Genomic DNA, 20,576 nt, shown 5'->3' on the forward strand with positions numbered 1-20,576 from the left:
GCTGTTTATTCCGCCGATTGGTGGCGTGCTGCTTGTACTCCTTGCCGTATTTCTTGCACCCCTGCCAGAAAGTGCCGGAACTGTTGTGCTTGCTGTTTGAGCCGGTAATCCAGCTCGGCCCATTGTTGTTCCACCAGTTCGGTCATGCGCGAATCCAGGCTGGCAGGTGGCAAAGTGAGGTAGGCCTCAGACTCTCCGGCGTCTTGTTCAATGACAGCCCCTGCATTGCGCACGATTTTGAGCATGGCCGTGTTTTCTGACAGGGCGTGGATGAAAACCAAACGCACCCCGGCATTGCGGGCGTGGATGGTGGCGCGTTCAAATAGGCGTGCGCCCAGTCCTTGTCCCCGCGCCTTGCGCAGCACAGAGACGCCAAACTCGGCGCACTGTTCATGCTCTGGATGCTGGGCCAGTGCCAGATGGGCCATTGCAATCAATTCTAGGCGTCGGTTGTAGACACCAAAAATTTCATCGCGCTCAAAGTCCAGCTGCGCTACATAACGGTGGATTTGTGCATCATTGGCAGGATAGCCAAAGCGCAAATAACGGTCGCCCGGCTCCAACGCCAACAGATGGGTGGCAATGCGCTCTCTGTAGGTGGGGCCCAGTGAGCGTATAGGCACTACCAGGGTAGGCCGGGTGATGGGTAGGGGGGGGCATGCTGCATCGCCGGTTTCCCGGTCACTCACTGGGCGCAGCAGATCAATGCCAGCGTCCCAGGATGCCTTGAGCCAGTCTTTGGTCGAGATCATGGCTGCCACTTTAGGTGTTTTCCGGCAACTTTCCAAGCATTTTTTGTTGCACTGCAACAATTTTGTGACCTCCATCCAACTGGGGCTACAAGGCCGTAGAATCCCGCCTGCTGCGGCGTTAACTCAGTTGGATAGAGTACCCGGCTTCTACCCGGGCTGTCGGGGGTTCGAATCCCTCACGCCGCGCCATCTTGTTTGCTATTTTTCTCATTCTCAAGCTGCTGCACCTATTCCACCCATTAAGCCCTCATGTGGTGGGCCGTGTGGCCGCCTTACTGTTGGCGGGCCTGTGCTCTGGAGCGGCCTGCGCTCTGCCCAGTTTTGATGAAGTGCAGCGCCAGTTTCGGCCCTCAGAAACCTTGGTGCTCTCGCGGGAAGGAGAGGTGCTGCAACGCCTGCGTACTGACCACCAAGTCCGTCGAGGCCAATGGTTGGCGCTGGCGGATGTTTCGCCTGCTTTGCGTACGGCTTTGGTGCTGTCAGAAGACCGGCGTTTTTATGAGCACAGTGGGGTGGACTGGCAAGCGGTGTCGGCGGCCGCTTGGGGCAATCTCTGGCATCGGCGCACCAGGGGCGCTAGCACCATCACCATGCAACTGGCAGGATTGCTCGATGCCGAGGGGCCGCCCGGTGCAGGCCGCAGAACCGTGACCGAAAAGCTCAGTCAAACCGTGGCAGCCCAGGTGCTGGAGCGGCGCTGGCGCAAAGACCAAATCTTGGAGGCTTATCTCAATTTGGTGCCCTTCCGTGGTGAAGTGGTGGGCATTGACGCCCTGAGTCGCACCCTGTTTGGCAAGGCCGCACATGGGCTGGATGAGCGTGAGGCTGCCATTGCAGCGGCCTTGGTGCGTGCGCCCAACGCCAAAGCTGCGTTGGTGGGGCAGCGTGCCTGTGGTGTTTGGCGGGCTATGCAGGCCCACACACCGCTCAAGTCGGCAGCCGAGCAAGATTGCCTGGGGTTGGAGTTGCTTGCCAGTGCCAGCCTGTCACGGCGCAGTTGGGCTGCCAGTGAGGGGGTGGCGCCGCACTTTGCCCGGCGTGCTGTGGCCCAAGCGGCCAGCACGGGCCCAGTGCCTGCCCAACTCACTACGACCCTGCGGGCCTCCTTGCAACGCTTTGCTGTGCACACCCTGACCCAGCACCTGCGCGAGTTGCAAGGTCGCAATGTGGAGGATGGCGCTGTGGTAGTGTTGGACAACGCCAGCGGGCAGGCGCTGGCGTGGGTGGGATCTTCAGGCCCATTGAGCCAAGCGGCGGAGGTGGATAGCGTGCTGGCCCTGCGTCAACCGGGCTCTACGCTCAAGCCATTTTTGTATGCACAGGCCATTGCCCAGCGGCGGTTGACAGCGGCCTCACTGATTGAAGACTCTCCTGCGCATCTCCCCACCGCCAGTGGCTTGTATATCCCGCAAAACTACGACCGCCAGTTCAAAGGCTGGGTGTCGGTGCGCACGGCGTTGGCTGCCTCGCTGAACGTGCCAGCCGTGCGTACGCTGGTGATGGTGTCGCCGGATGCATTTTTTGCGCAGTTGCAGGCCGTGGGCTTACCACTGCGTGAAAGTGGCGGCTATTTTGGTTATAGCTTGGCCTTGGGCAGCAGTGAAGTGGCGTTGTTGCACTTGAGCAATGCCTTTCGTACGTTGGCCAATGGTGGGCGTTCTAGCCCGGTGGCTTCTGCCTTACTGCCCAGGCAACCTCAGACCCCTGCATGGCAGCAGGCGTTGGATGCCAAGGCGGCGTTTATTGTTGGCGATATTTTGTCGGACAACAATGCCCGCGCCCGCACCTTTGGCACAGATAGCGTGTTAGCTACCCGGTTTTGGAGCGCCGTGAAAACGGGTACCAGCAAGGATATGCGCGATAACTGGGCAGTGGGCTGGTCGGCACGCTACACCGTGGGGGTTTGGGTGGGCAACGCCAGCGGCGTAGCCATGCACGATGTCAGTGGCAGCAGTGGCGCAGCACCGATTTGGGCGGCCATCATGGGCTATTTGCACCAGCGTCAATCCAGCTTGGCCCCCATGCCTCCTGCGGGCGTGGTGCGTGTGCCTGTGCAGTTTGGCCTGCTGCCGGGCGGGGCTGCAAGCACGCCATTAGAGGCTGCTCGGTCAGAATGGTTTGTGGCAGGTACACAGCAGGCGTTGTTTGCGGTAGATACCGGTGCTGGCGCTGCTGGTGCGCTGGCACTACCAGACCAGGCGATTCGCATCACCAACCCGGTAGCGGGCACCATCTTGGCCTTAGACCCAGATATTCCCCCGAAGCACCAGCGCCTGCACCTTAATGCCTCGGCTGCGGGCAAAAATGCCGCTCAACTGCGCTGGCACCTTAACGATAAACCGCTGGGCCAAGGCCCATCTTGGAATTGGATGCCGTGGCCAGGGCGGCACCGCATCACCCTGACCGATGCCCGTGGCACGCTGTTGGATGAAGTGCGCATTGAGGTGCGCGGTGCTGGGGTGCGTGCTGATGCCATTGCGCCTGCCACGCAACGCGGGCGCTGATGACCCAACCCCCCCTGTGTTTAGCAAGGTGGAGCAACAGCCTCTCGTGCACGCAAAGTGCGACTGAGCAAAATCACTGGCACCAAGCCTACGGCCACCAACGCCAGTGAGGGCAGGGCTGCCTCGCCCAGACGCTCGTCGCGTGCCAACTGGTAGGCCACCACGGCCAAGGTGTCGCTGTTAAACGGGCGCAGCACCATAGTGGCAGGCAATTCTTTCATGACATCGACAAATACCAGTAAGGCTGCCGCGGCTGTAGAGCGTTGCAACAGCGGCCAATGCACTTGCAACAGCAGCCGTGGACTGCCAGCCCCCAGCATTCGTGCCGAGTCATCCAGACTGGGTGGAATGCGCGCATAGCCACTTTGCACCGACTGCAAGGCCACTGCGCAAAAGCGCACCAGATAAGCCCACACAATGCCCACAGCCGTGGTGGTGAGCACGGCACCCAAGCCCAGGTGGGGCCAAGCGGCTTGTAACCAGCCTACGGGCAATAACAGGCCCACCACCACCACCGCACCCGGCACGGCATAGCCTAAACTGGCCAGTTGCACCACGCCGCGTGTGAGCCTATCAGGGCGGCGGCGCACGGCAAACGCCAAGGCCAGTGCTACGGCCACGGCCAGCCCTGCTGTGATGCCTCCCAAGCGCACACTGTTCCACGCCCATTCCAAAAATCGTTCCCACGGCAGCACCGACCAGTCTGACGCCAAAGGCCGCAGCATAAAAGCCACAGGGGCAAAAAATCCCATGAACACTGGCACGGCGCAAATCATCCAAGCCAGCACCAAAGCTGCGCCGCGCAAGGCCACGGGCTGGGCCTCGGCAGAACCCGCCCGCCCAACGCCTTTGGTGGTGAAGCGCATGCGCTGTTGGGCGCGGTGCTCCAGCCACAACAGCAGCAGCACCATCGCCAGCAGCATGGTGGCCAATTGGGCTGCTGCCAAACGGTTGTCCAGCGACAACCATGCCTTGATGATGCCGGTGGTAAAGGTTTGGATGCCAAAGTAGCTGGTCACACCAAAATCGGCCAAAGTCTCCATCAGCACCAGAGCCACCCCGGCTGCCACGGCTGGGCGAGCCAGTGGCAGGGCAATGGTGGCAATGCGTCGGGAAAGCGGGGCACCCAGCAGACGTGCTGCTTCCATCAGGTGTGCTGCCCGCTCGCTCAGTGCAGTGCGGGCCAGCAGATACACATAGGGGTAGAGCGCAAAAATAAAGACCCAGATAGCTCCCCACACGCTGCGCACTTCTGGCAACAAACGGCCTTCTAGCGCCAAGGTCTCGCGCAGCCAGACTTGTAACGGGCCGCTAAATTGCAAGAAGTCGGTATAGGCGTAGGCTGTGACGTAAGCGGGCATGGCCAAGGGCAGCAGCAGCAGCCACTCCCACAGCCGCCGCCCCGGAAACTCAAACAGCGTCACAGCCGCAGCGGTGGCTGTGCCCACCACCGCTGCACCGATACCCACCCACAAGGCCAGCCAAGCGGTGGTGCCCACATAACCGGGCAATACGGTCGAGGCCATCTCGCGCAGCACAGTCGCTGTGGCACCGGCTTGCCCTGCCCAGGGCCACCAAGCGGCCAACAAGGCCAGCACTGGCAAGGCTAGCCAGATTGCCAGCACCAGCAAAGGAAAAGAACGCAGGGAGGCAATAAAACGGTGCAAGGTGGAATCCTGTGGAGAAGCGGACGGCAGCTACAGGCCCGCGCAGCAATGCAAATGCGAATTTTAAGCATTTGGCCCGCCTACAATCGACAGCATGTTTTTGGCCCTCTCCCAACTTCAGGTGCGCTACGGCGCCCAAGCACAGGCTGCGGTGCGCGGTGTCACCTTGGGCCTGCGCGCTGGCGATATTGGCGTGCTGATTGGCCCTTCGGGCTGTGGCAAAACCACCTTGCTGCGGGCAGTGGCGGGGCTGGAGCCAGTCAGTGCGGGCAGTATCCATCTCAACCGCCAATTGGTGGGCAGCCCTGCGTGCAGCTTACCACCCGAGCAGCGCCGCATGGGCATGGTGTTTCAGGACTATGCGTTGTTTCCCCACCTCAATGTGGGCCGCAATGTAGCTTTTGGAATCCATACGTTGCCCCGTACGGAGCAGGAGGCACGGGTCAAAGAAGTGCTGCAATTGGTAGGCCTAGAAGGCAGCGAGCAGCGGTTTCCGCATGAGCTATCGGGCGGACAGCAGCAGCGTGTGGCTTTGGCCCGTGCTTTGGCTCCGCGCCCACAGCTCATGTTGTTGGATGAGCCGTTTTCTAATCTCGATGTAGAGCTGCGCGAGCGGTTAGCCCATGAGGTGCGTGCCATTTTGAAGGAAGCAGGGGCCACCGCCTTGTTTGTCACCCACGACCAATTGGAAGCCTTTGCCATTGGTGATGTGATTGGTGTGATGCACCAAGGGCAACTGCACCAATGGGATGATGCCTACACCCTGTACCATCGTCCTGCCACCCGTTTCGTGGCAGATTTTATTGGGCATGGGGTGTTTATTCCGGCCACGCTAGAGCAACAGTCTAGCGGCGTGGTGGTGCATACGCCGTTGGGCGATTTAGCCAATCTGACCGAATGTCCTTTGCCATCGAGCTACCCCAACGGTCAGTGTGATGTGTTGTTGCGTGCCGACGATATCGTCCACGATGACCACGCTTTGGCCAGGGCGCAAATTGTGCGCAAGGCGTTTCGGGGTGCAGAATTTCTCTACACCCTGCGGTTGGAAAGCGGCCAGACCGTGCTGGCCCATGTGCCCAGCCACCACAACCATGCTTTGGGCGAGTGGATAGGCATTCGCGCCCAAGCCGACCATGTGGTGACTTTTGCGCGAGAGGCCTGAGCAGCGTTAGCCGCGCTCAAAGGCCACTTGACCGCCCACCAGCGTATAGCGCACCTGTCCGGGCAGTTCGTAGCCCCCAAAGGGGGTGTGTTTGCCTTGGCTGCGCAAAGCAGTACCCTGCACTGACCAGTAGGCTTCTGGATCGACAACACACACATCACCCACGCCGCCTTCTACCAGCTGGCCTACGCTGGCTTGCAGCGTGCCCAAGGCATGGCCCAGCACGCGGGCTGGCTCATTGGTGACTACTGCCAGTGCCCGCGCCAAGGGAGCGCCGCTGTCGCGTGACCACTTGAGCGCCAAACTGAGCAGCAACTCTAGCCCAGTAGCGCCGGGTTCGGCCTCGGCAAAGGGCAGGGTTTTGGCATCTTCGTCCACGGGGTTGTGGTCAGACACCAGCGCATCAATCGTGCCATCGAGCAGCGCCGCTTGCAGTGCATCGCGGTCGCGCTGCTGGCGCAGGGGGGGCGACAGGCGGGCGCGGCTGTCAAAAAAGCCAATGTCGTGGTCACTCAGGTGCAGCGAGTTGATGCTGACATCGCAAGTCACGCGCAAGCCCTCGGCCTTGGCACGGCGCACCAACTCGACCCCCGCCGCACTGCTGATGCGGCACAAATGCACACGTGCTCCGGTGCTTTTGAGCAATTCAAAAATGGTGTGCAAGGCAATGGTTTCTGCCGCGACCGGGATACCCGACAGCCCCAAGCGCGTCGCCAGTGGGCCACTGGCGGCCACGCCTTTGCCCAGGTGCATCTCTTGGGGGCGCAGCCAAACGGTATAGCCAAAAGTATCGGCATATTGCAACGCCCGTTGCAGCACTTGGGTGCTGGCCAGCGGCACCTCGGCTTGACCAAAACCAATGCAACCGGCTTCGGTCAGTTCGGCCATTTCGGTGAGCACTTCACCAGCCAAATTGCGTGTGAGCGCACCTTGTGGGAACAGGCGTGCTTGGTGCAGTTTTTCGGCACGGAACTTGAGCATGGCGACCAAGCCCGGCTCGTCCAGCACCGGGTCGGTGTCGGGTGGGCACACCAAGCTGGTCACGCCCCCGGCCACCGCCGCAGCCATTTCAGATTCCAACATGCCCGCGTGTTCTTGACCGGGCTCGCGCAGGCGAGCGGCCAAGTCGACCAAACCGGGCAGCACAATGCAGCCGCTGGCGTTGATGACGCGGTGCGGGGCAAAATCAGGGGCTACTTTGCCCACGCCAATGATGCGCCCAGCGGCAATGGCGATGTCGCACTGTTTGTCCAAGCCGCTGGCGGGGTCGATGACGCGGCCATTTTGAATCAGGATCTTCATGGTTGTTTCCTCAAGCGTCGTTGCCCGCCACAATCGACATCACTGCCATACGCACTGCGATACCAAAGGTAACTTGCGGCAAGATGACGCTTTGTGGCCCATCCACTACCGCTGAGTCAATTTCTACCCCTCGGTTGATAGGGCCGGGGTGCATGACGATGGCATCGGGTTTGGCCAAGCGCAGCTTCTCGGGGGTCAGACCAAAGCTCTTGAAATACTCTTGGCTCGATGGCAACAGCGCACCGCTCATGCGCTCGTTTTGCAGGCGCAAGGTGATGATGACATCGGCATCTTTAATGCCTTCTTCTAGCGTGTGGAACACGCGCACGCCCATGTGCGATAAATCGCCCGGCACCAAGGTGCGCGGCCCCACCACGCGCACCTCTGCCGCACCTAAGGTGGTCAGGGCGTGGATGTCGGAGCGGGCCACACGCGAGTGCAGCACATCGCCCACGATGGCCACCGTGAGGTTGCTGAAGTCTTTTTTGTAGTGCCGGATGGTGTACATGTCCAGCAAGCCCTGCGTGGGGTGGGCGTGGCGGCCATCACCCGCGTTGACCACATGCACATGCGGGGCTACATGCTGGGCAATCAGGTAGGGCGCGCCGGATTCGCTGTGGCGCACCACAAAAATATCGGCCGCCATCGCCGACAGGTTGTCGATGGTGTCGAGCAGGGTTTCACCCTTGGCGGTAGAGCTGCGGGCAATATCCAAGTTGAACACATCGGCGCTCAGGCGCTTGGCGGCAATCTCAAAGGTGGTGCGGGTGCGGGTGCTGTTCTCAAAAAACAGGTTGAACACGCTTTTGCCGCGCAACAGCGGCACTTTTTTGACCTCGCGGTCATTCACTGACACAAAGTTGGCAGCGGTGTCGAGGATGTGCGTGAGAATATCGCGTGGCAAGCCCTCGATAGAGAGCAGATGCATCAGTTCGCCGTGGCGATTGAGTTGGGGATGGCGCTTGTGCAGCACGGCTCAGACCTCTTGAACATGAAAATGGAAACTGCCGCTGTCGGTTTGCGCCAGCGCCAGCGACTGGGTAGGGGGCAGGGCCACCTTGGCCGCAGCAAAATCAGCTTGGATGGGCAGTTCGCGCCCGCTGCGCTCGACCAGCACCGCCAAACGCACCCGCGCTGGGCGGCCATAGTCGTACAGCTCATTGAGCACGGCACGCACGGTGCGGCCCGTGTGCAGCACATCATCCAGCAGCAAAATGTCGGCTTTATTGACGTCAAAAGCCAGTTGCGTTTGGGCACTGGTGGCTAGCCCGCGCTGGGCAAAATCATCGCGGTGCAATGCCGAAGACAGCACTCCTACCGGGCCATCCAAGCCCAAATCGGCTTGCAAGCGTTGCGCCAGCCAGACACCACCCGAGGCAATACCCACTAAGCGGGTGTGCGGGCCAGACAGGGCGCGCACACCACGCAGCAGTTCGGTGTACAGGGCTTCGGCATCCAGCAGCAAACTGCCCTCATTGGTCGCAGCAGGGGAATGGGTCATGCAAGGCTCCGGAAAAATTGTTCCAAGATGATGCAGGCTGAGGCCGCATCGGCATCGCGCGCACCGCTGCTATGGGCCTCAGTGGTGCTGTAGCGTTCATCCACTTCAAACACTGGCAGGCCAAATCGACCGCGCAACTGGCGGCCAAATTTGAGGGCGCGGGCGGTGTTGTCGTGGCTGGCTCCATCAGGATGGTAGGGCACCCCAAGCACCAGCGCATCGGGTTGCCATTCAGCAATGCGCTGCGCCACTTGGGTAAAGCGGGCATCGCCTTCGGCGCGGATAGTGGTTTGCGGTGTGGCGGTGCCCAACAAGCGGTTGCCCACAGCCACCCCCGTGCGCTTGAGACCCAAATCCAACGCCAAAAAGGTTTGCAGTTGTGCCGGTATGGGCACTACCGGGTTGTTCATGCGTGCCCCGCAGTCGGTGCCAATTGCCAGGCTTGCATGCCCAATAGGCGCAGGGCTTGGTCATAACGCTGCTCTACCGGGGTGTCAAAAATGATGGACAAATCCGCCTCTACGGTGAGCCAGCTGTTTTCGGCCAGCTCCGTTTCGAGTTGGCCTTCAGCCCAAGCAGAGTAGCCCAGCGCCACCAACACCCGGCGTGGCCCGGCCCCGTTGGACAGCGCCTCCAGCACATCGCGCGAGGTGGTCATATCCACTGGCCCGGCGGCAATGTGCAGGGTGGACGCATAGGCCGACTCGTCATTGGGAGGGGCCGTTTGGCGCATGGGGTCGTGCAGCACAAAACCCCGGTCGGTCTGTACAGGCCCGCCCAGAAACACCGGGGTATCTGCCAAGTCTTTGCGTTGCAAGCCCAAGTCGATCTTGTCAAAGAGCCCTTGTAGGGTGAGGTCTGTGGGTTTGTTGATGATCAGCCCCAAGGCGCCGCGATCGCTGTGTTCGCACAGATAGACCACGCTGCGGCCAAAGGCCAGATCGTCCAGTCCGGGCATTGCAATCAGGAAATGGTGCGTCAGGTTGGTAGGCGCAAAATCGGTGGACATATACCCCCGATTTTAACGGTGAACATGCCTACCCCTTACTCTATTGGATTGGTCTGGTTCCGCCGCGATCTGCGCGTGCAAGACCACCCTGCCCTGCACCACGCCTTGTGCCAATGTGCACAGGTGCATTGCGTTTTTGTCTTTGATACCGATATTCTGGATACCCTGCCCCGTGCTGACCGCCGGGTGGAGTTTATTCAGGCATCTCTGCGGGAGTTAGATCAGCAGTTGCGTACCTTGTCCGGGCAGGCTGCGGGCGGTCTGATCGTGCGCCACGGCAGCGCCCGCACTGAGATTCCGGCATTGGCGCAGGCGCTAGAGGCCGACGCTGTCTTTACCCACCACGATGATGAACCCGCCGCTCTAGCCCGTGATGCTGAAGTACGCACCGCCCTGATCTTGCAACGTCGGGCTATGCACACCTTTCAAGACCACAGCATTTTTGAGCGCACCGAGTTGCTCACCCAAGGCGGCACACCCTATACCGTGTTTACGCCGTACAAAAATGCGTGGCTGCGCCGGGTGGATGCGGCACGGCTGGCCGACCATCCGGTGCAACCTTATGCCCAAGCCTTGGTGCCCCGGCCTGCGTCTTATTGCCAGCCTGTGCCTAGTTTGGCCGAGCTGGGGTTTGCGCCAGCAGGGTTGGCCCAACTCCGCCTGCCCACAGGAAGCAGTGGTGCTCAACAATTGTTTGACGATTTTTTGCAGCGCATCCACCACTACGCTACGGCGCGGGATTTTCCTGCCCTCAAAGGGCCAAGCTACCTCAGCACCCATTTGCGCTTTGGCACCATTTCCATTCGGCAATTGGCCCGTACGGCCCATGCACTGGCTAGCCAAGGTAATGCAGGAGCGGCCAGTTGGTTGAATGAGCTGATTTGGCGCGATTTTTACTTTCAGATTTTGGCCAACTATCCACAGGTGGTACAACGCAGCTTTAAGCCAGCCTACGATGCGATTGAATGGGAAACTGGCCCCCAGGCCCAAGCACAGTTTGCCGCTTGGTGCCAAGGGCGCACTGGCTATCCGCTGGTGGATGCCGCCATGCACCAGCTCAACCAAACGGGCTACATGCACAACCGCCTGCGCATGGTGGTGGCTAGCTTTCTCACCAAAGATTTAGGGCTGGACTGGCGCTGGGGCGAACGCTACTTTGCCCAGCAGCTCAACGATTTTGATTTGGCCGCCAACAATGGTGGCTGGCAATGGGCCAGCTCCAGCGGTTGTGATGCCCAGCCGTACTTTCGCATTTTCAACCCGGTCAGTCAAAGCCAAAAGTTTGACCCTGATGGCAAGTTCATTCGCCGCTACATACCCCAGTTGGCCCACTTGCCCACTGCGGCTCTGCATGCCCCTTGGTTGGCTCGCCCCTTAGAGTTGGAACAAGCCGGTGTGGTGCTGGGGCACACCTACCCATGGCCCTTGGTGCAGCATGATGCTGCTCGGTTGCGCACTTTGGCGCGTTATGCGGTGGTGAAGGCTGCTGGGTAACCTGTGCTGCCTTTAAGGCAGCAGCCACTGGCCCAATTGCTCTTGTAAAAAGCCCGAGCCAGACAACAGCAAAATCACCAGAAAAAAAACCGATGGAGTGGTGACCATAGCCACACTCCAGCGTTTGGCTTGGGGCCATGACGCAGGCAAAGCCCTTTGCAGTAGCCAAGTGAACCCCACCAAGACCAGTCCACCAACCGCGATCAGCGACAAGAGCACCAAAGCTACGTTGTTCAACTCACCACCACTTGGGCCTCTGCTGCCAGTTGGGCATAGTGCTTGATCAGGCTCAGCAATTCTTCATCCGAGTAGGGCTTGCCCAAATAGTGGTTCACGCCCAGTTCCATCGCGTGTTCTTGGTGCTTTTGCGCAATGCGTGAAGTGATCATGATGATCGGTAGGTCTTGCAACTTCTCGTCCATGCGGATATTACGTGCCAAATCGAAACCGTCCATGCGCGGCATTTCGATATCGGACAGCACGACCGTGGGCCGTTCCTCCTGCAAACGCTCCAATGCTTGCAAGCCATCGGCAGCCAAAGCGACGCGGTAGCCCTCGCGTTGCAACAGGCGCTGTGTCACGCGGCGCACCGTGATGGAGTCGTCCACCACCAGCACCAGTGGCACTTGATGGGTGGCAGCCATTGCCACAGGCTTGGCGATGGTTGGCGCTGCGGCAGTACCGGCTTGCACGGCTGGAGAGACGGCTTGCAAAGCGGTACGAACCTGATCGCCATACACTGTGACCAGCGCCACGGGGTTGTAAATCAGTACCACGGCACCCGAGGCCAGCACGGACATGCCGGCCAAGCCAGGCAAGCGGGCCAGTTGTGGCCCTAGGTTTTTCACCACTACTTCTTGGTTGCCCAGCACTTCGTCCACATGCAAGGCTACCCGTTGTGAGGCGCTGCGGAACACCACGACTGGACGGGTTTTGCCGTGGGTTTCTTCGCTATGCAAAGAGGCTTGCAGCAAACCACCGGCCCAGAAGAAGGGCACCTGTTCCCCGGCAACATCGAAGCGGCCATGCTGGTAAGCCTGCTCTAGGTCGGTGGTTGTGGTGCGGCGCACGACTTCGACCAAGTTGGCAGGCACACCAAACGACAGGTTGCCCGCACGCAGCATCACCACCTGCGTCACCGCAGTCGTCAGCGGCAGCACCATGCGGAAGGCAGTGCCTTTGCCCGTTTCGGTGCTGGTTTCAATGCGGCCACCCAACGCTTTGATCTCGGAGCGCACCACGTCCATGCCAATGCCACGCCCAGCAATGCCGGTCAGGCTGACCGCTGTGGTGAAGCCGGGCATAAAAATCAGGTTGGCGGCTTCGCTGTCGGTGATTTGGGCACCGGGGGCCACCAGCCCTTGCTCTTGGGCCTTGGCGAGGATGCGTGGCAGGTTCAGACCTGCGCCATCGTCGCGGAACTCGACCGAGACGTCGTTGCCTTCGTGGCGTAAATGCACGGCAATGGTGCCGATCATCGGTTTGCCTACAGCTTGGCGCTGTTCGGGCAGTTCAATGCCGTGGGCCACACAATTGCGCAGCAAGTGCTCGAACGCTGGGGTCATACGGTCGAGTACCCCCCGGTCCATTTCAATCGAGCCGCCAGTAATGTCGAGCTTGATCTGCTTGCCCATTTCTTTGGACGCCTGGCGCACAACGGCATACAGGCGTTCGGCAATGCTCTCAAACTCCATCATCCGCGTGCGCAGCAGGTCGCGTTGCAGCTCGCGTGCTTGGCGGCCTTGGGCAATCAGCTCGTCTTCGGCGCCATCCATCGAGCGTTGCAAATTGCGCTGCACGGTGGCCACGTCATTGACCGATTCGGCCATCATCCGGGTCAATTCCTGCACACGGGTGAAGCGGTCAAACTCCAAGGGGTCAAACCCGGCTGCCATCTCTTTGGTTTGTGCCAACCGAGATTGCATTTGCGATTCGGACTGCAATTCAATGTCACGCAATTGCTGACGCAGTTTGTCGAGGTTGACCGAGAGATCTGCCAACGATCCTTTGATCTGACCAATGCGTGATTCCAGCCGCGAGCGGCTGATCATGACTTCGCCCGCCTGATTGACCAATCGATCTAGCAACTGGGCCCGCACACGCACCGACTGTTGTGCCGCAGCCCGCAATGGAGCCGCTTTGACCGTTTGCAGGCGCGCTGGTGCCGCCAGTGGCTGTGCGGCAGGGGTTGTGGGCGTTGTGGTGCTTGGTGGTGTGGCTGCACTGGTTGTGATTTCAGGGGCTGGCACAACCACCGCTTCGGCTGGCCCTTGGGCACTGATGACGCGCAATACCTCAAAGTTGGCCTGCAAACTGTCCAACCGGGCCAGCATAGGCTCAATTTCTTCGCTGGTGACAGTTTCTACATCGAGTTGTTCGATGGCCGACTCCAGACGGTGCGCCATCTCACCCAAGCGCATGGCTCCTGCCAGTCGGGAGCTGCCTTTGAGGGTGTGCAAGGCCCGGAGCAACTCACTGCGGGCGGCCATGTTGCCAGGGCGTGCCGACCATTGCCGCAGAGATGCTCCCAAGTGTGGCAGCAACTCTTGTGCTTCTTCTTCAAAGATGGGGAACAGGTCAGGGTCAATGACGTCGAGGACATCAATATCATCGTCGTGCTCGGTATCCAGCGCCATGGCGTTGGCAATCGCATCATCGACCTGTTGATCGCCATCTGGGGTGTGCAGTGCAGGTGTCTGTAGCTCTGGTGCTGGTGTTGCTTCCAGTTCAAAGTCCTGCAATGGCACTTGTGTCAAGGCGCTGGTGTCATTGGCAAAGCTGCGGGCGCGCGCGTCGGCCTGTGCTTGTTCTGCGGCGGCACGGGCTTCTTGTTCTTCCAATTCGGCCAGCGCGGCCAGTGCATCCTCCAGTGGGGGCGACAGGGTGTTGATGACTTCCGTTTCTAGGATATGGCGCAAGTCTTCTTGTACCTGCAGGTTGGGCGTTTCCAACACACCGGCAGCGAATTGTTGCAACATGCGGTCTATGTCTTGCGCTGCCGCCAAGAATGCTTGGGCCTGTTCAGGCTCGCCCTTGTGTTGCAGTTGTACATGCGATATGGCATGTTCGAGCAGCCGGGCTGTTTCTGACAACGATGAGAACCCAACCGTGGCCGAGCTGCCAGCCAGTGAGTGGGCCAAGGCCACTGCGGTATCAGAGATGGGCTCATCCAACGCTTGGGCCCAATCTTGCAGTCCTCTGGTCAGGCGACGCACCCATTCTTGTGCTTCGCCAACATAGACGTTGTATAGGGCTGTGCCTATGCGTAGCGAGCCAATCTGCTTGGTTTGTTCTTCCGCCTCAATGCGGGCTTGTTCTTCCTTGGCGCGGGCCAAGGCACGGGCTTGGGCTTCTGCCGCCGCTTGAGCGGCAGCACGGGCTTGCTCTTCTTCGGCGCGGGCCAAGGCCTCGGCCTCGGCACGGGCTTGGGCCTCCGCCGCCGCTTGAGCGGCAGCGCGCGCTTGCTCTTCTTCGGCGCGGGCCAAGGCTTCAGCCTCGGCACGGGCTTGGGCTTCTGCCGCTGCCTGAGCGGCAGCGCGCGCTTGCTCTTCTTCGGCGCGGGCCAAGGCCTCGGCCTCCGCACGGGCTTGGGCCTCTGCCGCTGCCTGAGCGGCAGCGCGGGCTTGTTCCTCTTCGGCGCGGGCCAAGGCTTCAGCTTCCGCACGGGCTTGGGCCTCTGCCGCTGCTTGAGCGGCAGCGCGCGCTTGCTCTTCTTCGGCGCGGGCCAAGGCTTCAGCTTCGGCACGGGCTTGGGCCTCTGCCGCTGCTTGAGCGGCAGCACGGGCTAGCTCTTCTTCGGCGCGGGCCAAGGCTTCGGCTTCCGCACGGGCTTGGGCCTCTGCCGCTGCTTGAGCGGCAGCGCGCGCTTGCTCTTCTTCGGCGCGGGCCAAGGCTTCAGCCTCGGCACGGGCTTGGGCTTCTGCCGCTGCCTGAGCGGCAGCGCGGGCTTGTTCCTCTTCGGCGCGGGCCAAGGCCTCGGCTTCCGCACGGGCTTGGGCCTCTGCTGCCGCTTGGTTCACTGCGCTGGTGTGAGACGTGGCCGGTGTTGTGTTTGTGGCATCGAGGGCCGCAGCGAATTGCGAGAAATCGATCTCTTCGGCCACGATCTCTGGCAAGGCTGCCGATGCTGGTTCTGCGGCAGCTAGGTCGGTGGTCAGCGGTGCTGGCTCGGTGGTGGCCCAATCCAACGGGCCTGCAGAGGCCGAAGCCGTAGCTTGTGGCATCGTGACCGACAGTTCTGGCCAAGCCTCCGGTAATGCCTCCAGGGTCAGTGTCGGCAGTTCTGGTGTGGCGGTGGCTGCCTGTACTGGTGGGACAGGCGCTGTGCTGTCTACGGTAGGCTCTGTCACCAATGCGGGCGCAGCATCCGCTGGGCTATTGGTGGAGAGGGTCAGGGGGATGACTTTGTTTTCCAGTCGCAGCGCATCGGCAGAGGCACAGAACGGTGCTGCTTGCCAACCATCAAAGCGCCCTTGGCTAATATCACTGGCCCAGCGATCAAAGGCGCGCAGCGCATCCCCTGAGAGTTGCAATAGCGGTGCTTGTACCGGCTTTTGCTCGGCCAGCCAAGCGTTGAGCAGTTGCTCCATGGACCAGGCAGCTTCGCCGAAATCGTTCAGCCCTACCATGCGTGAGCTGCCCTTGAGGGTATGGAATGCCCGGCGCAGGGTGGTTTGTTCGCTCAAGTCTCCGGGGTTGTCTGCCAACGCCGTGATAGCGGCCAGACCGTTGCCCACCACTTCTTTGGCCTCTTCTAGGAAGACGTCCAGCAACTCGTCGTCCATATCCACTGGAGCGCGCACAGCAATCACTGTGGCTGGGGCAGGTGCTGCTATAGGCGCAGCAGCCGCTGTGGGGGCAGATACGGGGGGTGGGGTGGGGTTGACCGTTGCAGGGGGAGCAACCGGGGTGGGGGGGGATGTAACGGCAGCCACTGGGGCACTGGGTGCAGGTGCCACGGCTTGGAGAACGGGGGGGGTTCTGGGCACCACATCAGGCAGCGGTACCGGAGCGCGTTCCTCGATTTTGTGTGTGGTTTCTTCGTCGTCGTCGTCGTTGGCACGGGTGCGGGTGCGTCCCATCAGGGAGCGCAGTTCGCCCAGTTCTTCGTCATAGACAAACAGCTTGCGCGCCAAGGTGCGCTGGTAGCTGAGCATATCGATCAGAAAGCCCAAGGCGCCCAGACTGTTGCCCAGCTTTTCAAAGATTTGGCTGCGCTCGGTGGGGTCGGGCACCTCTTTGAGCAGCAGACGTTCGATGGTGTCGCGCATCCGCACCACCGCCAGAGATGCTTGGTCTAGACCCAGCACTGACAACACGCCACGCATTTGTGACAACTGTCCGGGCACTACGGTCAGTGGGCTGGTGTCTTCGGGCTTGCGGAAGAACTGATCCATAGCCCGCTCGGCCTCGCCCAGCGTCACGCGCAGTTCATCGACCACACTGCCCATCGTTTGGTGGTCACTGACACGGCGGTACAGTTCTTCCATCCAGTGTTCAAGGGGCTCTGGTTCGGCACCCGCACGCACATTGTCCAGCCGTTCGGCCAGCCGCCGTGCGCGTTGCGCCATGTGCTCTTCGGCAGTGTCGAGCTCCTCAAAGGTGGCTTGCAGGTACAACACCGATGTGGCTACTTCCATAGCCAGAGCTGGTGGAGGGGGTTCGGCAGAACGCAGGGTGCCTTCCACCACCTTGGAAAGTGCCTGGGCTAAAGGCTCGCTCTTGGGATGGAGTTTGCGCAGCGAGTCGCAGACCAGACTAAATTGGTCTGCGGCAGGCTTGAGCTTGTTGCGATCACCACCGGCCAGTGCCGACCAGGTTTCAGTGGCAGTGGCAATGCGCTTGCGTGCCTGTGCCAACACTGCTGGATCAAAGTGACCAAACCGCCGGGTTTCGTAATCGACAGGGACAAAACGGTGGAGTGCAAAGGTTTGGCGCACCGCTTCCAAGGCAGGGGTTTGGGCTGCTGGCGAGGGCTTGGCCTGTGCGCAGAAGAACAGCAGGTCTTGCACCAGTCTGTCGGTGAGGTTGGTGTCTCCCTTGGCCAGTGTGGCGTATTGCATCAACACCCGCGAGGCAGCCCGCTTGGCATACACATCTGCCGCAAACAGGCCCAAGGCAAAGGCCTCAAAGAAGCCAGCGCAGATCTTCCAGAAGGTACGCACCGATTTGTCGGTGCTTCCTGCAGCCAACCCCACGGACAGATGGCGCAGATCGCGTGCCGCCTCGGGGCTGCCGGTTTTGACTATTTTGAGTACGGCTTGGTCAAGGCGTGAGCGTGCCTCTGGCCCATAGCCCATAGGCGCAGCCTCTACGGCGGTGGCTGGCTCACGAAAGCGCCGTTCTACTGGCCAGAGATCAGCAGGGTGAGAGCGTTCGGCACCCGCGAGCGTTTGCACATCACGGTACTGGGGAAACAGGGCCACCGCTGACACCACTTTGCCCGTGAGCACCGTATCGAGGTATTCGCTCAGCGCAAAGCTGGCGCGTTCCAAGGTGGCCGCCGCTTCATCGCTGCACAACTCGGGCCGCTGCACATAGCGTTGCACAGCTGCTTCCATAGAGCGCAACAGCAGTGCTGGTGGGGCCATGCCAATCATTTCCAGCGCGCCACTGGCTTGGTGCAATTGCTGGCGAGCCATGCGCAGCGAGCTGGCATCGAGTGCCGCCAGATCAGACTCTTGGGCTACTTCGGCATCATGGACAAACCGGCGCAAAGCCTTGACAGCACCATCCAGAGACTTGCGTAGCTCTTCTAGCACCCAGGCCAATGGCCCTAAATCTTGTTCGCCTTGGCTCACTTCTGTGGCCGGTGCTTGGTTGGCCTCAATCATTGACATGCATTCATTCCCGGCCACACAGAGCCATAGGGTTGTTCAGGGGATGTTCAACAGCTGGCCTTGGAGCTCAAGCGATCTTGAACCGGGCAACCGATTGGCGCAGTTCTTCCGCCATGTGCGAGAGTTCACGCACCTGCTGGGCGGTGGTGCGCGTGCCCTCACCGGTCTGCTCGGTCACGGCAAAGATGTGCTGGATGTTCTCGGCTACCTCGTTAGCCAGCGTGGCTTCGCTGGAGGTTGCTGAAGAAATTTGCTCAATCAGCTCGGCCAGACGGCGTGACACATGGTCAATTTCAGACAGTGCAGTACCGGCGCTGTCGGACAAACGTGCCCCTTCCACCACACCCTGGGTGGAGCGTTCCATAGCTGCCACCGCATCTTGGGTGTCGGTCTGAATGGCTTTCACCAGCGCCGAGATCTGGCGCGTCGCATCTGCGGAGCGTTCCGCCAGACGCTGCACTTCTTCTGCCACCACCGAGAAGCCTCGGCCTGCTTCGCCAGCAGACGCGGCCTGAATAGCAGCATTCAAGGCCAGCACGTTGGTTTGTTCGGTAATGTCAGAAATCAGTTCAGTGATTTCACCAATCTCTTGGGATGATTCACCCAGTCGTTTGATGCGCTTGGAAGTTTCTTGAATCTGGTCGCGGATGGCATTCATACCGCCAATGGCGTTTTGTACCGCCTGCAAACCCGAGTCAGCCGCTTGCAGCGATTGGCGCGCCACCGTGGCCGATTCTTGCGCTTGCGTGGACACTTCGTTAATGCGCGAGGCCATCTCCAGTACCGAGCGGCCTGTTTCACGGATTTCGCGCAGCTGTTCGGTGGAGGCGGCCAGCAGCTCGGTGGACGTGCTATCGACTTGGGCTGTGGTTTGGGCCACACGGGTGGCCGTGTTTTGTACGCTGCCCACCAGCACGCGCAGTTCTTCCACCGTGTAGTTCACTGAGTCGGCAATCGCGCCTGTGATGTCTTCGGTCACAGTCGCTTCTTGCGTCAAATCCCCTTCAGCCACCGATTGCAGCTCGTTCATGAGCCGCAAAATAGCAGCTTGGTTGGCATCGTTGATGCGCTTGGCTTCTTGTTCTTGGCGTTGGGCGTTTTTGTTTTGTTGCTCAGCGGCCAACTGGCGGTTGCGGCTGTCTAGCAGTTGCACCCGTGAAATACCCACACCGCACAGCAGCACGAACACACCGGCCAGCACCAGCGCAGCCAATTGGCCCATACCCATGCCTGTTTGGGCCGAGAGTTTGGTTTGTAGGGCTTCCAACTGACGGCGCAGGGGTTCACTGTCACCAATGATGGCGGTTTGGGCTTCACGGGCCGACACCAAACCTTGCAAGTTACCCAGAATGGCGCTGGCCTGCACCCGTGTCTGTTCATATAACTTGATCAGCGATTGCAGATGTTCGCGGGTTTGACCATCGCGAGAGGCAGGCAGGCGCAATTCAGCACTGCCATCCAAAAGACCTTGGGAAATTTCCTTGAAGGAGTTCAAGTCTTTGCCCAGCAGAAACACCGCTTCTGGGCTGACGCCCTCGGTGGTCTGGAATTCGTTGGCCGATTTACCAATACGCTGGGTCAACATCACCAGCTGTCCAGCGCCAAACACTTCTGCAGCCGAAGCATTTTGCTGAATTTTGAGTGCCACAATGGTTTCGGCAATTTCCAGCAAATCGGACGATTGGCGGTTGACGGTACGCAGCGCATCACCCACTTGGGTCAGGATCTTTTGCTGGCCCATCACCACAGCAGCATTGTGATCTGCCCGCTCAATCAGCGGCGCGATGGCTTCCAACTCTGGTTTGAATGGCTCACCCAAAGACTGGACGCCCAATTCACCATCGCCCTCATTGAGGGCGCGCACGTTGCGCGCCAGCACGCCCGCACTTTCTTGCACATCCGGAAAAGCCTGCGTACTGCCCACCAAGGCTTGCGACACCGACTTGGCGAGCCGCTGCGACTGCATCAGCGCCTGCCCCGTAGCGGCCAGCTGTTGTGCTGCACGGTCTGCCTGGCGTAGCACCCAGCCTGCAATCAAGGCCACCACCACCACACCAATGGCCAGCAAAATCAGCAAGCGGCGTTGATGACTGGCGGCGACCGCCTTGCCCAACAGCGGTAGCTCGATGAGCTCGCCAGAATGGGCATGGTCGGCCTCAGGGGCGAACCCTCCATCGTGGTCTACCTGGACGCTGTTGAGCGATTCGCCCGGAAAGACTTCACGCAGATTGCTGTCGAGTGAGGCCCCAGCCAGTGAATCCTGCTCCAGAGCTACATCAGGTTTTGCAGGCGGGCGACTGAACATGCTGCCAAGTTTGGTGACGACGGACATGGGGGCAAACCTTC

13 protein-coding genes and 1 tRNA gene are annotated in these 20,576 nt (G+C 60.4%); 4 read left to right on the plus strand and 10 right to left on the minus strand.

Going from position 1 to position 20,576, the window contains the following annotated elements:
• Window positions 1-5: 5 nt before the first annotated feature.
• The gene (locus ACFO6X_RS13305) at window positions 6-752 is read right to left on the minus strand and encodes a GNAT family N-acetyltransferase (RefSeq protein WP_382433849.1); all 747 of its coding nucleotides are present in this window, start codon (window positions 750-752) and stop codon (window positions 6-8) included.
• Between the two features lie 112 nt (window positions 753-864).
• Between ACFO6X_RS13305 and ACFO6X_RS13310 the strand changes: the two genes are divergently transcribed.
• Window positions 865-941: transfer RNA gene (locus tag ACFO6X_RS13310), tRNA-Arg, on the plus strand.
• A gap of 62 nt (window positions 942-1,003) precedes the next feature.
• Window positions 1,004-3,256: a penicillin-binding protein 1C gene (pbpC, locus tag ACFO6X_RS13315; protein WP_382433954.1), complete on the plus strand. Its 2,253-nt coding sequence runs from the start codon at window positions 1,004-1,006 to the stop codon at window positions 3,254-3,256.
• 20 nt (window positions 3,257-3,276) lie between these two features.
• Here the strand turns inward: pbpC and ACFO6X_RS13320 are convergent, their stop codons facing one another.
• Window positions 3,277-4,923, minus strand: coding sequence for an ABC transporter permease (locus ACFO6X_RS13320; RefSeq protein WP_382433851.1), 1,647 nt, complete (start codon window positions 4,921-4,923; stop codon window positions 3,277-3,279).
• Between the two features lie 94 nt (window positions 4,924-5,017).
• On the opposite strand from ACFO6X_RS13320, the gene ACFO6X_RS13325 reads away from it, so the two are divergent.
• Window positions 5,018-6,085, plus strand: coding sequence for an ABC transporter ATP-binding protein (locus ACFO6X_RS13325; protein ID WP_382433853.1), 1,068 nt, complete (start codon window positions 5,018-5,020; stop codon window positions 6,083-6,085).
• A 6-nt stretch (window positions 6,086-6,091) separates the two neighbouring features.
• Here the strand turns inward: ACFO6X_RS13325 and ACFO6X_RS13330 are convergent, their stop codons facing one another.
• The 5 genes from ACFO6X_RS13330 to ACFO6X_RS13350 are packed head-to-tail and all read right to left on the minus strand — an operon-like array spanning window position 6,092 to window position 9,897.
• Window positions 6,092-7,387 carry a dihydroorotase gene (locus tag ACFO6X_RS13330; protein ID WP_382433855.1) on the minus strand — a complete coding sequence of 432 codons (1,296 nt, stop codon included), beginning with the start codon at window positions 7,385-7,387 and terminating at the stop codon, window positions 6,092-6,094.
• Between the two features lie 10 nt (window positions 7,388-7,397).
• Window positions 7,398-8,360: an aspartate carbamoyltransferase catalytic subunit gene (locus ACFO6X_RS13335; protein ID WP_382433857.1), complete on the minus strand. Its 963-nt coding sequence runs from the start codon at window positions 8,358-8,360 to the stop codon at window positions 7,398-7,400.
• 3 nt (window positions 8,361-8,363) lie between these two features.
• On the minus strand, window positions 8,364-8,888 hold the full coding sequence (pyrR, locus tag ACFO6X_RS13340) for a bifunctional pyr operon transcriptional regulator/uracil phosphoribosyltransferase PyrR (RefSeq protein ID WP_382433859.1): 525 nt from the start codon (window positions 8,886-8,888) through the stop codon (window positions 8,364-8,366).
• Window positions 8,885-9,298: a Holliday junction resolvase RuvX gene (gene ruvX, locus ACFO6X_RS13345; protein ID WP_382433861.1), complete on the minus strand. Its 414-nt coding sequence runs from the start codon at window positions 9,296-9,298 to the stop codon at window positions 8,885-8,887. Before ruvX ends, pyrR begins: the two co-directional genes overlap by 4 nt.
• Complete coding sequence (locus ACFO6X_RS13350; protein WP_382433863.1) at window positions 9,295-9,897, minus strand: YqgE/AlgH family protein; 603 nt, start codon at window positions 9,895-9,897, stop codon at window positions 9,295-9,297. The genes ruvX and ACFO6X_RS13350 overlap by 4 nt, the downstream gene beginning before the upstream one ends.
• Before the next feature lie 24 nt (window positions 9,898-9,921).
• Between ACFO6X_RS13350 and ACFO6X_RS13355 the strand changes: the two genes are divergently transcribed.
• A complete protein-coding gene (locus tag ACFO6X_RS13355) occupies window positions 9,922-11,391 on the plus strand; it encodes a cryptochrome/photolyase family protein (RefSeq protein WP_382433865.1) in 1,470 nt (489 codons plus the stop codon).
• Between the two features lie 12 nt (window positions 11,392-11,403).
• On the opposite strand, the gene ACFO6X_RS13360 is transcribed toward ACFO6X_RS13355, so the two are convergent.
• The 3 genes from ACFO6X_RS13360 to ACFO6X_RS13370 form a co-directional block, all read right to left on the minus strand.
• The gene (locus tag ACFO6X_RS13360) at window positions 11,404-11,628 is read right to left on the minus strand and encodes a hypothetical protein (protein ID WP_382433867.1); all 225 of its coding nucleotides are present in this window, start codon (window positions 11,626-11,628) and stop codon (window positions 11,404-11,406) included.
• Window positions 11,625-18,230 carry a hybrid sensor histidine kinase/response regulator gene (locus tag ACFO6X_RS13365; RefSeq protein WP_382433869.1) on the minus strand — a complete coding sequence of 2,202 codons (6,606 nt, stop codon included), beginning with the start codon at window positions 18,228-18,230 and terminating at the stop codon, window positions 11,625-11,627. Before ACFO6X_RS13365 ends, ACFO6X_RS13360 begins: the two co-directional genes overlap by 4 nt.
• A gap of 67 nt (window positions 18,231-18,297) precedes the next feature.
• Window positions 18,298-20,562, minus strand: a complete 2,265-nt coding sequence (locus ACFO6X_RS13370; protein WP_382433871.1) for a methyl-accepting chemotaxis protein — start codon at window positions 20,560-20,562, stop codon at window positions 18,298-18,300.
• Window positions 20,563-20,576 lie beyond the last annotated feature (14 nt).

Source organism: Giesbergeria sinuosa (assembly GCF_042652905.1).
Lineage (GTDB): Bacteria > Pseudomonadota > Gammaproteobacteria > Burkholderiales > Burkholderiaceae_C > Simplicispira > Simplicispira sinuosa.